8 protein-coding genes and 2 tRNA genes are annotated in these 13,434 nt (G+C 39.7%); 7 read left to right on the plus strand and 3 right to left on the minus strand.

The window, feature by feature from the left end:
- The 3 genes from AC1DND_RS08170 to AC1DND_RS08180 form a co-directional block, all read left to right on the plus strand.
- Nucleotides 1-218 (plus strand): hypothetical protein (locus AC1DND_RS08170; RefSeq protein WP_477580653.1); only part of this gene is annotated, 218 nt, incomplete at its 5' end.
- A gap of 240 nt (nt 219-458) precedes the next feature.
- Nucleotides 459-2,717, plus strand: coding sequence for a GH92 family glycosyl hydrolase (locus AC1DND_RS08175; protein ID WP_477580655.1), 2,259 nt, complete (start codon nt 459-461; stop codon nt 2,715-2,717).
- A 214-nt stretch (nt 2,718-2,931) separates the two neighbouring features.
- The gene (locus AC1DND_RS08180) at nt 2,932-5,103 is read left to right on the plus strand and encodes a glycoside hydrolase family 2 protein (protein ID WP_477580657.1); all 2,172 of its coding nucleotides are present in this window, start codon (nt 2,932-2,934) and stop codon (nt 5,101-5,103) included.
- A 390-nt stretch (nt 5,104-5,493) separates the two neighbouring features.
- Here AC1DND_RS08180 and AC1DND_RS08185 read toward each other — a convergent pair whose 3' ends face one another.
- The 3 genes from AC1DND_RS08185 to AC1DND_RS08195 all read right to left on the minus strand — a co-directional run bounded on the left by AC1DND_RS08185 (nt 5,494) and on the right by AC1DND_RS08195 (nt 9,356).
- Nucleotides 5,494-5,820, minus strand: coding sequence for a 2Fe-2S iron-sulfur cluster-binding protein (locus tag AC1DND_RS08185; protein ID WP_025141835.1), 327 nt, complete (start codon nt 5,818-5,820; stop codon nt 5,494-5,496).
- A gap of 42 nt (nt 5,821-5,862) precedes the next feature.
- Nucleotides 5,863-6,873, minus strand: a complete 1,011-nt coding sequence (locus AC1DND_RS08190) for an NAD(P)/FAD-dependent oxidoreductase (RefSeq protein ID WP_477580660.1) — start codon at nt 6,871-6,873, stop codon at nt 5,863-5,865.
- A 356-nt stretch (nt 6,874-7,229) separates the two neighbouring features.
- Entirely contained in the window at nt 7,230-9,356 is a 2,127-nt protein-coding gene (locus AC1DND_RS08195) for a prolyl oligopeptidase family serine peptidase (RefSeq protein WP_477580662.1), read from the minus strand.
- 623 nt (nt 9,357-9,979) lie between these two features.
- Here AC1DND_RS08195 and AC1DND_RS08200 point away from each other — a divergent pair.
- From AC1DND_RS08200 to AC1DND_RS08215, 4 genes are all read left to right on the plus strand, one after another.
- Nucleotides 9,980-10,729 carry a UDP-2,3-diacylglucosamine diphosphatase gene (locus AC1DND_RS08200; protein WP_477580664.1) on the plus strand — a complete coding sequence of 250 codons (750 nt, stop codon included), beginning with the start codon at nt 9,980-9,982 and terminating at the stop codon, nt 10,727-10,729.
- 788 nt (nt 10,730-11,517) lie between these two features.
- The gene (gene prfA, locus AC1DND_RS08205) at nt 11,518-12,591 is read left to right on the plus strand and encodes a peptide chain release factor 1 (RefSeq protein WP_029274630.1); all 1,074 of its coding nucleotides are present in this window, start codon (nt 11,518-11,520) and stop codon (nt 12,589-12,591) included.
- A 103-nt stretch (nt 12,592-12,694) separates the two neighbouring features.
- Nucleotides 12,695-12,768: transfer RNA gene (locus AC1DND_RS08210), tRNA-Asp, on the plus strand.
- 195 nt (nt 12,769-12,963) lie between these two features.
- Nucleotides 12,964-13,037, plus strand: a tRNA-Asp gene (locus tag AC1DND_RS08215).
- Nucleotides 13,038-13,434: the final 397 nt, after the last annotated feature.

The raw sequence follows: 13,434 nt of genomic DNA on the forward strand, positions 1-13,434 counted from the left end.
GCATTACGCAAAGCGACAACAAAGTTTATATCCACCTTGTTGACGGAAAAACGGCAACGCTTAACTTAGAAAACGTTCCGCTAAAGAAAATTAAAAAAGCATATTTGTTAAAAGACAAAAGCGCGGTAAACTATACCTTTAAAAAATCAAAATTAACCATTACTACAACTTTAAATAGTGCAGAACCCGATCAGGTAATTGTTTTGGAGATTGGCTAAGAGGACGTTTATATATTGCTGTCATCCTGAACGCAGTGAAGGATCTGTCGAATTTCAATAAAAGAGATCGTCATCCGATTGCTATCGGATGACGATCTCTCGCGTTCAAAAGCCTGTTATCTCCCAATAATTGCCAAAATTCAATGCTTTTGATGTAATTCTTTCCCCTTTATGAGAAAATAAACGTAAAACGTTTTACTTTTAGGCTTTAAATTCTAATGTAAGAAATTATAAGCACACATGCAGTTCAAGAAAACCTCGTCTATTCTATTTCTAACGGCCTCTCTATTCTCCCTTAATGCAGCTGCGCAGCAGAACACCAAACTTACCCGGTATGTAGATCCATTAATCGGATCGGCAAAACACGGTCACGTTTTTGTAGGTGCAAATGTTCCTTTTGGTGCAGTTCAGCTGGGGCCGAACAACATTTTTGAAGGCTGGGATTGGTGCAGTGGGTATAATTATGTTAGTAATACCATTACCGGTTTTGCACATACGCATTTAAGCGGTACCGGAATCGGCGATCTGGGCGATATTTCGATCATGCCTGCAACTGGTAAATTATTGCTCGAGAAAGGTAAAACAGCCGAAGATCAGAACGGCTACCTGTCTAAATTTTCGCATCAAAATGAAATAGCCAAAGCTGGTTATTATAGTGTATTGCTTGATAAATACCAGATTAAAGCCGAACTAACAGCAACTGAAAGAGTAGGTTTTCACCAATATACTTTTAAAAAAGGTGCCGAAAACCCACATATCATTATTGATTTGATAGAAGGTATAGGCTGGGACGCACCTGTATCTGCATCATTTAAACAGCTCGATGCTACCACTATTATAGGGCATCGTAATTCGAAAGGTTGGGCCAACGATCAGCGTTTGTATTTTGTAATTAAACTTTCACAACCGATTAAAAGTATTGCGTTATATGATAGCACAGCGGTTAAAAGCGGCATGGCATTATCCGGCAAAAAATTAAAAGCAGCGGTAAACTTTAATGCCATTAATCATGATAAGCTACAGATTAAAGTTGCCTTATCTCCGGTAAGCATTGAAAATGCCATTTTAAACCTAAAAACAGAGTTGCCAGGCTGGGATTTTACCACCACAGTTAAAAACAGTGATGCGAAATGGGAGAAAGAACTGGCCAAGGTGAAAATTGAGGCTTCAAATACGACCAAAAAGGTATTTTATACTGCTTTGTACCATACCATGGTGGCCCCGTCACTTTTTAACGATGTAAACAAAGATTACCTCGGTACAGATAAAAAGGTATACAAAAAGGCAAATTTTAATAACCTCACTACCTTTTCATTGTGGGATACTTACCGTGCGGCTAATCCATTGTACACCATCCTGCACCAGGATAAGGTAAGCGATGTGGTAAATACCATGTTGGCCATCTAYAAACAACAGGGTAAACTACCCGTTTGGCATTTAATGGGTAGCGAAACCAATACCATGGTGGGCTACCATGCCGTTCCGGTTATTGTTGATGCTTATTTAAAAGGATACCGGGGTTTTGATGTAAATCTGGCATACGAAGCGATAAAACAATCGGCTATGCAGAAAACAGATGGCATCGAATACATTCAGGAGCTTAAATACATTCCTGCTGATAAAGTAAACGAATCAGTGGGTAAGGCTTTGGAGTATGCTATTGACGATTATTGCATTGCACAAATGGCTAAGGCACTGAATAAAACAGCAGATTACACTTATTTTAGCAAAAGGTCGAAACTGTATAGTTTATATTTCGATCCGAGTGTTCAGTTTATGCGGGGTAAACTTGCCAGCGGAAACTGGAGAAGCCCGTTCGATCCCTTTTCATCCAAACACCGTGAAGATGACTATGTAGAAGGTAATGCCTGGCAATACACCTGGCTAGTGCCGCAAGATGTAGAAGGATTGATTGATCTTTTTGGAGGGGATAAAGCTTTTATCAATAAACTCGACTCGCTATTTACCTTACCCTTAGATTTGGGAACCAACGGTTCGCCGGATATTAGTGGGTTGATCGGTAATTATGCGCAGGGAAATGAACCCAATCACCACATTCCTTATTTATATACTTACGCAGGCCAGCCATGGAAAACTGCCGATCTGATCCGTAAAATCGACAAAGATTTTTATTCTTCAAAACCGGATGGTTTGTGTGGTAACGAAGATGTAGGTCAAATGAGTGCCTGGTATGTTTTCTCGGCAATGGGTTTCTATCCTGTAAATCCGGCAAACGGGGCTTACGTTTTCGGAACGCCATTAGTTAATGATGCGATAATTTCGCTGCCTGGGAATAAGAAATTCAATATAAAGGTTGTGGGTAATAGTGCGGAGAATAAGTACATTCAGAAAATTGTGCTGAATGGCAAAGCTTATACCAAATCATATATCCTGCATAAAACCATGATAACTGGCGGAAATATGCAAATTTATATGGGCAATAAACCATCAGCAACCTGGGGGGTAAAACAAGAAGACAGACCAGTTTCAACTAAGTAATGATTAAATTGAAAATGATTGAATGCTTACTATACCAATAGTGAAAATTCTCATTCAGTAAATAAAACATTCTCTCATTCAATAAATCACTCATTCAATAATTTAATAATAATGAAGAAAATATTCCTACTTCTCTTACTCTGTTCGGTTTTGACCGTAAATGCACAACAGCGCTATGAACTAAATTCGGGTTGGGTATGTACCAATATCAAAGATGCTAAATCTACTGGTTCAGAAATTTCGAAAACAGGCTTTTCGATTAACAGTTGGATGCCCGCAACTGTACCAGGAAGGTAACCCGAACGGTGGCCAGGGTGGTGATGGCACTATTGCCAAAGGTTTAACCACACAATACACCGCCGGCTGGGATTGGATTCAGCCTACTCGTGATCGTAATACGGGTATTTGGGATAAAGTGACCATCGAGAAAACAAAAAGCATCAATATCCTGAATCCACAGGTAATTACCTTGGTCCCAGGCAAGCGCGTACCAGAAGGGAAACAAAATCCGGCTACCGTTAAAGTTTCAGTTGAAGTAGAAAACCCTACAGGTCAGACTATTTCGGGTACTTTGCAATATCAAATTGCCGGAAAATTGGTTAAACAGCCAACTACTATTGCAGCCAATAAGACTACTACGGTTAAACTTCCTGATTTACAGCTCGACAACCCTAAGTTATGGTGGCCAAGCGGATACGGGCCGCAGAACCTGTATGATGTGAAGATCGAATTTATAGCAGCCAATCAGGTTTTGGATCAAGAACAGCTTAAAGTGGGGGTTCGCCAAATAGATAATATCTGGAACGAGCACACCAAGAGTATGGGCGCTTTTGTAAACGGACAAAAGATTTTTATTAAGGGTGGTAACTGGATTATCTCTGATGCAATGCTCCGTTTTAGTGATGCCCGCTATGATGCTGAAGTGCGTTACCATAAAGATATGAACCTCAACCTGATCAGGATTTGGGGAGGAGCAATTTTAGAAAGACCTGAGTTTTACAACGCCTGTGATAAATATGGTTTGTTGGTTTTTCAGGATTTCTGGTTCAGTGGCGATTGTAACGGCCGATGGGTAGATCCAATGAAGAAGGAAGATCAATGGACGCGCAGAAATTATCCAGATGATCATAATTTAACCTTAAGAGCCATTGAAGATCAGATCAAAATGATCAGAAACCATGCTTCACTTGCTTTTTGGTGTGGTGGAAATGAGATTACACCACCGGAAGATATTTTGGAGCCTTTAAAGAACGATATTCTGCCGCGCTTAGATGGAACGAGAAAACTTTTTGATTTCTCCAATAGCGACGAAATGTCTTTTAATTCCATTGGAGGGAACGGTGATGGTCCATACGGCATACAGGATATTAAAAGTTTCTGGGGTACCAGAACATTTCCTTATAACTCGGAAGTAGGATCGGTAGGGGTAGGCGACTACGTTTCCCTGCTCCGTTTTATCCCAAAAGAAAACCTGATTGCGCCTCAATACAAAGCCAAGCCCGATTCGGTATGGGATTATCATAAATACATCTCTTACGAGCAATACCTTAATCCATACGGTAAGCCAAAAAGTGCAGAAGATTTTGCCATGAAAGCACAATTGGCCAACTACGATCAATACAGGGCATTAATGGAGGGTTTCTCGAACAAAATGTGGGACTGGTATACCGGTTCTATCATCTGGAAAACCCAAAACCCCTGGACAGCCATGCGTGGACAGATGTACGATTATTACCTTGATCCTAATGCCTGCTTATATGGCTTAAGGAAAGGAAGTGAGCCTTTGCATGTGATGATGAATCCTTTGGATAGCATGGTTACCATTGTAAACAATGGGTTTAGCACGAAAAACAACCTGATGATACAGGCGAAAGCTTATGATATGGACGGAAAGGATTATTTCTACTCTCAGGCTTTCAATTCGGTTGGCCCATCTTCGGTGAGAAGACTTTTTCCTATGAACGAGTTCTTAACTAAGCTGGATAAAAAAGAAGGTGTATTTGTTTCTTTAAGGATTTTAGACCAGAAGCAAAATATACTGAGTGAGAATATTTATTGGCTTCCTGGGAAGGATGGGGAATATTCGGGTTTAAAAAGCATCAAACAAGCGCCATTAAAAGTTGCAGCAGTTGATCAGAAAAACGGCAAGGTAGCAGTTACTTTAAGCAATGCAAATGGCAATCCAGTAGCATTTTTTAACCGAGTTGCTTTAATAAATGGCAATACTGGTGAACGCGTGCTTCCTGCTTTTTATGATGATAACTACGTAAGTATTTTGCCTGGCGAAAGTAAAACGGTAATTGTAGAATATACAGGAAAACAAAATAATTTAGCTGTAGAGGTATATGGCTGGAATGTAGAAAAGCAGAAGATAAATATTCAATAACCTCTTTTTAGACCTGGCAGGTTTTCAAAACCTGCCAGGTCTCTGATACAAGAGTCCGTTAGTCGGGATTTGTAATCCCATCTTTAGAAATTAAGGATTTTTAATCCTGAAGCGCAGGCTTATTTTTCATCGTTTTTGGAAATGTTGGGTTCTGTTGTCGTGGCGGATCGTAGCCCTGCTATCGCTGCAAGTCCTCGCTGCGCTTCGGGCTTTTCGCTTTATCAGGTTTAATAACAAAGGGGGCTCCAAATGGCGATGGATCCGCGTTAGGGATTGGGTAACGCCTAGATCAGTTTGTAATTTTCGGTTGGCCGTTTAAAATTCAGGTCTATAGAAAACAAAAAAAGGCGACACTTAGGTATCGCCTTTTCTCTTTAATATGTTTTTAACCTAGCTTACGCCGTGTAATTTTACTTTTAATCCATCCATATTGTTGTTTAACTGCAATTGGCAGGCTAAACGCGAATTTGGTAACAGATCAGGCAAAGTATCTAACATGGCATACTCATCGTCTGTCATTTCGTTAAGTTTTTCTTCGCCTTCTAACACATCAACGCAGCAGGTAGCACATAAAGCCATTCCGCCACAAGTAGCTAGAATATCGTACTCTGATGCTTTTAAAAACTCCATCAGGCTTAAACCCATGTCTGTTGGTGCAACGTGTTCAGTAACCGAGCCATCCGGCTCTTGCATGTATATATTAATATTGTTTTCCATTTTTTAGCTTACTTATATTGATTCACAAATATAGTAGAAAGCTTAAAATTCTGAAACTCCGTTTACAGTTGTATATTTCATGGTATATTTCACACCTGGGTTCATGTATGAATAAGCACTATGGCTCATTAATGCAGCCTCGTGGAAACCACAAAGAATCAATTTTAGTTTATTGGTGTAAGTGTTGATATCGCCAATAGCATAAATTCCAGGGATGTTTGTCGAATAATCATCAACATTAACCTCGATTGCACTTTTSTTGATATTTAAGTTCCAGTCTTCGATCGGACCTAATTTAGGGCTCAAACCAAACAAAGGAATTAAGTGATCGGCTTCTACCACCGTTTTTTCCATGGTACGGTTCTGCACAATTTCAACTTGTTCTAATTTGTCGGTTCCCTGTACCGCCTGAAGATTGCTATTTAAAATCAAATTGATTTTACCGCTTTCTGCCAATGCCATTACTTTAGCAACCGAATCTGGAGCACCACGGAAACTCTCACTTCTGTGCACCAAAGTTAATTCAGAACAAACTTCTGCTAAGTAAATGGTCCAGTCTAAAGCAGAGTCACCGCCACCGGCAATCACCATTTTCTGATCGCGATACTTCTCCGGGTCGAGGATCATATAGTTTACACCTTTACCATTCTCAAAGTTCTCTAAATTTTCTACAGCAGGTTTACGCGGCTCAAAGCAACCTAAACCACCTGCAATTACCACAACTTTAGCTTCGATAACAGTACCCATATTGGTCGTTAAAACGAAATCTGCTTCGCCACGCTTCTCTAAACCTTCAATACGCTCGCCTAAAGTAAACGTTGGATGGAAAGGTTTTGCCTGCTCCATTAAGTTATCGATAAGTTCCTGGGCCAACACAGAAGGATAACCTGGGATATCGTATATCGGTTTTTTAGGGTAAATTTCAGACAGCTGACCACCAACCTGAGGCAGGTAGTCAATTAAATGGCAACGCATTTTTAATAAACCGGCTTCAAAAATGGCGAATAAGCCAACCGGACCAGCGCCTATTACGGCTATATCAGTAGTGATCATTAAAAAAAATTTGACGCAAAGTTACAAAATAAAGTATTATCAATTCTGCTATTTAGAAATATTCTAGATAATTTTGTAATCCTGTTGTATTCAATATTTTATATGCTTTGCGTTAGGTTAAAACAAAAGTTAAGGGTTTTTAGCAGTTTAAAGCAAATTATAATTGGTCTATGGATTTAGTGGGAAATGGGATGGTGTTATATTAGAAGCATAATTTTTCGTGATGATTACTACAAGATATCGTCATTTCGAGCGGAGTGCAACGTCGTCGAGAAATCTATTATAGATCTCTCCATTTCGCTACGCTCCAGTCGAGATGACGACCTTCTATGGAGCTCAGAATGACAAAAAATGCGCTACCAACTCACTCCTAAATTCTGAAACACAAAGCTCCATACATCAGCCGCTTCTTCAATCACTTTCGTTGTTGGTTTACCTGCACCATGGCCTGCTTTGGTTTCAATTCTGATTAAAACCGGGTTTTCACCTTTATATTTATCCTGTAGGGTTGCTGCAAATTTAAATGAATGTGCAGGTACTACGCGGTCATCGTGATCTGCTGTTGTTATTAATGTTGCCGGATAATTAACACCGCTTTTTAGATTATGGAGCGGCGAATATTTAATCAGGTAATCGAAATCTTCCTTTTTATCGCTGCTTCCGTATTCAACTGCCCAGCCCCAGCCCACAGTAAATTTATGGTAGCGAAGCATGTCTAAAACACCAACAGCAGGTAAAGCTACTTTAAACAGATCAGGTCTTTGGGTCATACAGGCACCTACCAAGAGGCCCCCGTTCGAGCCACCAGATATAGCAATTTTAGATGGATTGGTGTACTTCTCTTTAATCAGGTATTCGGCTGCAGCGATAAAATCGTCAAAAACGTTCTGTTTTTTCGATAGCATACCGGCTTTGTGCCAGGCTTCGCCATACTCGCTTCCGCCACGTAAACTAGGCTGTACGTAAATGCCGCCACGCTCTAAAAATAGCATCCGAGATAGACTGAATCCAGGTGTTAAACTAACCTGAAAACCACCATAGGCATATAAATAAACCGGATTGTTACCGTCGAGCTTGGTCCCTTTCTTTGACACGATAAACATAGGTACCTTGGTGCCATCTTTCGATGGATAAAACACCTGTTTGGTTTCGTAGTTATCGGTATTAAATTGGAGTCCGGATTTTTTATATAATATAGATTCGCTCTTGTTGATGTCGTAACGGTAAATAGTACCGGGAGTAGTGAAATTAGAAAAGGTGTAAAAGAATTCTTTATCTTCTTTGTAGCCGCCAAAGCTTCCAACGGTTCCAATGGCTGGCAGTTTTACGTCGCCAATTTTCTTTCCGCTTAAATCAAACTGTATAATATTGGTGCTTGCATCTTTTAGATAGGATGCCCATAGAAATCCTCCTCCAGTTCCAATACCTTCTAGTGCCAGTTTAGATTCGGGGATAATTTTCTGCCAATTTTTAGGATCTGCATTTTTTGGATCGACCAAAACCACCTGTTTGTTTTCAGCACCCAGATCGGTATTTACCAATAGCTTATCGCCAATATTATCAATAACGCTGTGATTGTTTTCAAAACCCTTAACCAATAAGGCAATTTTACTGTTTGGTGCTTTCAGGTCTTGACAGTATAATGCATTGCCCGAAGTGCCTGCGCTGGCGTAAACCACCAGAAAGCGTTCGTCTTCGGTAACATTGGCACCGAAATATAGATTTGGATTGGTTTTATCTTCAAAAATTAATTGATCTTTTTGCTGCTGATCGCCCAATTTATGGAAATATACTTTTTGGTGTTTATTGGCGGCAGAAAGATCAGTTCCTTTAATAGGTTCATCAAATTTACTGTAATAAAAACCATCGCCTTTCCATGCTGCGCCAGAGAACTTCGTCCATTTCAGTTCATCAGCTAATTTAGTTTTGCTGGCTATTTCCATTACATAAATATTACTCCAGTCTGATCCTGCTTGTGCAACCGAATAGGCCAGGTGTTTTTTGTCGTGAGAGAAGCCCAAAATCGAAATGGCTGCCGTTCCGTCTTTTGTAAGTTTATTTGGATCGAGAAAAACTTCTTCCTTGCCATCTAACCCTTTTTTAATAAACCAGATGCTTTGGTTTTGAAGCCCGTCATTTTTGGCGAAGAAATAATATTCGCCAACCTTAAATGGCTCACTTTCTTTAGGGTAGTTCCATAATGCTGTTAAGCGCTTTTTAATGTCAGTACGGTAGGGGATCTGCTCGAGATAGTTTTGAGTAACCTTATTTTCGGCTACAACCCAGGCTTTTGTTTCAGCCGAGGTATCATTCTCTAGCCATCTGTAAGGATCTGCAATGGTTGTTCCGAAATAATTATCTTTTGTGCTGTCTTTTTTTGTTTCAGGGTATTTCATCAATGTTATTTTTTCTGCAGGTTTTTTGCCCTGGTTACAGGCAAACAGACTTAATGCAAATAAGCTTAATAGAATTTGTTTTTTCATCTTTAATAAGATTTGTTTACTAATATATGTCTTTTTTTCCTTTGGGTTGATTACACAGATTTAGGGATTACACCGATTTGTTAAGGCGATTTTAGTTTTAGTGCTCTTGCTTTAGTCTTTAAGCTTTAGTCTTTTACCTTCGGGATGATTACACAGATTTAGAGATTACACCGATTTGTTAAGGTGATTTTAGTTTTAGTGTTCTTGCTTTAGTCTTTGGTCTTTCTGCTTTTTTCCTTTCGGGGTGATTACACAGATTTTGAGATTGCACAGATTATAGTCTTTAAGCTTTTTGTTTTCGGGGTTTTCACCATTGAGAAATTAAGGACATTAAGGTTTTTTGCCACGGAAACACGGATTTACACGGAGTTTGGCTCGTTATGTTAGTCTTTGGTSTTTCTGCTTTAKTCTTTAAGCTTTTTGTTTTAGTCTCTGGTCTTTAAGCTTTAGTCTTTATGTTTGGTCTTTCTGCCTTAGTCTTTAAGCTTTTTGTTTTAGTCTCTGGTCTTTAAGCTTTAGTCTTTATGTTTGGTCTTTCTGCCTTAGTCTTTAAGCTTTTTCCTTAAGGGATGATTACACAGATTATAGTCTTTCAGCTTTTTGCCTTACCTTTGAATTTGTACATGGTTAAGAATATTTACTTCGCTTCCGATTTTCATTTAGGCACGCCAAATTATGCCGAAAGCCGTGCCCGTGAAGCGCGTATTGTAAGCTGGTTGAATTTTATTGAACCGAATTGCAGCGAGCTGTTTTTAATGGGCGATATTTTCGATTTCTGGTTCGAGTATGCTAAAGTAATTCCGAAGGGATTTATCCGTTTACAGGGTAAGTTGGCGGCCATGGCCGATGCCGGGATAAAAATCTATTTTTTTAAAGGTAACCATGACATGTGGGTGCGCGATTATTTTACGCAGGAAATTGGCATGGAAATCATCAGCGATGAAATGATCATGGAGCGTAACGGTAAGAAATTTTACCTGCACCATGGCGATGGTTTAGGGCCAGGGGATAACAAATATAAATTTTTAAGAAAGATTTTTAGAAGCAAGTTTTGCCAATGGTTGTTTGCCCGTTTACATCCAAATCTGGGGATCTGGATTGCAAACGGATGGAGCCAGGGTAGTAGGGCTGCGCAAACCGAAAAAGAAGTTTTTTTAGGCGAGGATAAAGAATGGCTGGCCATTTATGCCAAAGAGCAATTGCATAAGGAGCATTTCGATTATTTTATTTTCGGACATAGGCACCTGCCGCTCGATATCGCTTTGGGTAATGGGAGCCGCTATGTTAATATTGGCGAATGGCTCAACTATAATTCTTATGGGGTTTTTGATGGTGTGGATTTAAAATTGGAGTATTACAAGCCAGATGCTTAATTTTTAAGTTCATTTTTTGGAAAGCAGTGTCTGTAGCTTTTTTTAATGTTCGTCGGGCTTTTCGTTATAGTCCCGAAAAATCGGGAGCTGTCACTTCAATCCCGTTTAGATACATCAGTTTCTGCTTCTATTTGAGGCTGCATGATGCCTAAAATGCACTGGTCTTTGTCCCTAAACCCGATAAAACGGAAAGCCCGCAGCGTAGCGAGGACTTGAAGTGATAGCGGGACTATCGGCTGCCATGGGCACAGAACTGTTTATTTCCAAAACCCTTTTTGATAATACGGTAAATTCCTTTCATACTTGCACGGTCGATGAAGAACTTTCTCGTTTGGAAAGCAGTGTCTGTAGCTTTTTTTAATGTTGGTCTGGCTTTTCGTTATAGTCCCGATGAAAAATCGGGAGCTGTCACTACAATCCCGTTTAGATACATCAGTTTCTGCTTCTATTTGAGGCTGCATTATGCCTGAAATGCACCGTTCTTTGTTCCTAAACCCGGTAAAACGGAAAGCCCACAGCGTAGCGAGGACTTGAAGTGATAGCGGGACTATCGACTGCCACGTGTACAGGACCGTTCGTTTTCAAAACCTTAACATCAACTTTTTTGCATTTTCGGATTACTGGCAACATTTTGATTTAGACATTAAGCCCAAACAGTTAACCAGTTCAAACCGTTAACCAATTAACCTCTAATCCTAAACAAACTAATTCAGCTTTTTTCCTTATTTTTGCATTTCCTGAATTTTTGGGCCTATACCAACCGTCAGGAAATTTCAACAAGAATAAATATGTTAGATAAATTAGAAGCTATAAAGCTGCGTTGGGAAGATGTGGAAGAATCGTTGAGCAATCCGGATGTAATTCAGGATATGAAACGTTTTGCGGCTTTAAATAAAGAATATAAAGACTTGGGCAAGATTGTAGACGAATATAAAATCTACAAAAATGTGATGAGTAATATTGATGCCAACAAAGAAATTTTAGCTACTGAGAAAGATGCTGAAATGCGTGAGATGGCAAAAGAAGAGCTTGATCTTTTGTTAAAACAACAGGAAGAAATGGAAAGTAATATCCGTTTGATGTTGATTCCTAAAGACCCTGAAGATGCTAAGAACGCGGTATTCGAGATCCGTGGTGGTACCGGTGGAGATGAGGCGGCTTTATTTGCTGGCGATTTATACCGCATGTATACCCGTTATTTCGAAACTAAGGGATGGAAAGTAGAAACCGTTGATGTAACTGAAGGTACAGCAGGTGGTTATAAAGAGGTGATCTTAAAAGTGAGTGGCGATGATGTTTATGGCCAGTTAAAATACGAAAGTGGCGTGCACCGTGTGCAACGTGTGCCAGATACCGAAACTCAAGGGCGTGTACATACTTCGGCGGCATCTGTAGCTGTTTTGCCAGAAGCTGAAGAAATTGATCTGTACATTAACCCAGCTGATATCGAACTGCAAACTTCGCGTTCAGGTGGTGCCGGCGGACAGAACGTAAATAAGGTAGAAACTAAGGTGCAATTAACGCACAAGCCTTCAGGTTTGGTGGTGGTGTGCCAACAAGAGCGTTCTCAATTGGGTAACCGTGTTATTGCGATGGAGATGTTGCGTAGCAAACTTTACGATATCGAACTACAAAAAAAGAATGGCGATATTGCCGCTAAACGTAAAACAATGGTATCAACCGGCGATCGTTCAGCAAAAATCAGAACTTACAATTACCCTCAGGGCCGTGTTACCGAGCACCGTATCGGATTAACGATGTACAACTTGCCAAGCATTATGGATGGTGATATTCAGGAGATTATTAGTGCACTTCAGTTTGCAGAAAATGCAGAAAAGATGCAGGAAGGCGCTGTAGGATAAGGAGTTGTATATTTTTGAAAAAAAAGTTTGCGAATTAAGATATAGTCTCTATATTTGCAACCTCGAAAGAGACAAGAGGTTCGAACTTTAAAGAAGAACAAAAGGAGTGGTAGTTCAGCTGGTTAGAATGCCTGCCTGTCACGCAGGAGGTCGCGGGTTCGAGTCCCGTCCATTCCGCAACAAAAGCCTTAACTTGAAAAAGTTGAGGCTTTTTTGCTTAATAATGGTTTTGATTAAAATATTTAGAATGAGGTTCAGTGTGTTACATAATTATTGATTAAAAAGTCGATTACTATAGTGATAAACTGAATATAGTGTCTATATTTGCACTCCCGTAAGGGGAAAGAGGTTCGAACTTTAAAGCGGACAAAAGGAGTGGTAGTTCAGCTGGTTAGAATGCCTGCCTGTCACGCAGGAGGTCGCGGGTTCGAGTCCCGTCCATTCCGCGAAAATAGTTTTAAATTCAACTAAAAGCCTGTAAATTAAATATTTACAGGCTTTTTCGTTTGCTGAAAACACCAAAGCATTCATTTTTTCAGTCCCAATATTATTCCTATGCTGTAATATCCGTTTCTTCTTTTAATGAGGTAACCAAAATAATTAGGTGAATAATTACTACGTAAATCAAGTAAACAGGGCCACAGCCATGTCTATTCAGCTCAAAAACCGTAAAACTGGTAAATAAAACAGTATTCTGTATAAGTGCATTGCAAGCTTTAGTAACGAACTTTGTGTACTGTTAGTGGATCAATACCAAAAGTTGTGGAGTAGTCATTTTTAAGCATACAATTGAGTTAGCCTGTATAGGAAAAACTTTACGCATTTCACGCCACGAAATTGGGA

The sequence above is a fragment of the Pedobacter sp. 01N416 genome (assembly GCF_056399685.1).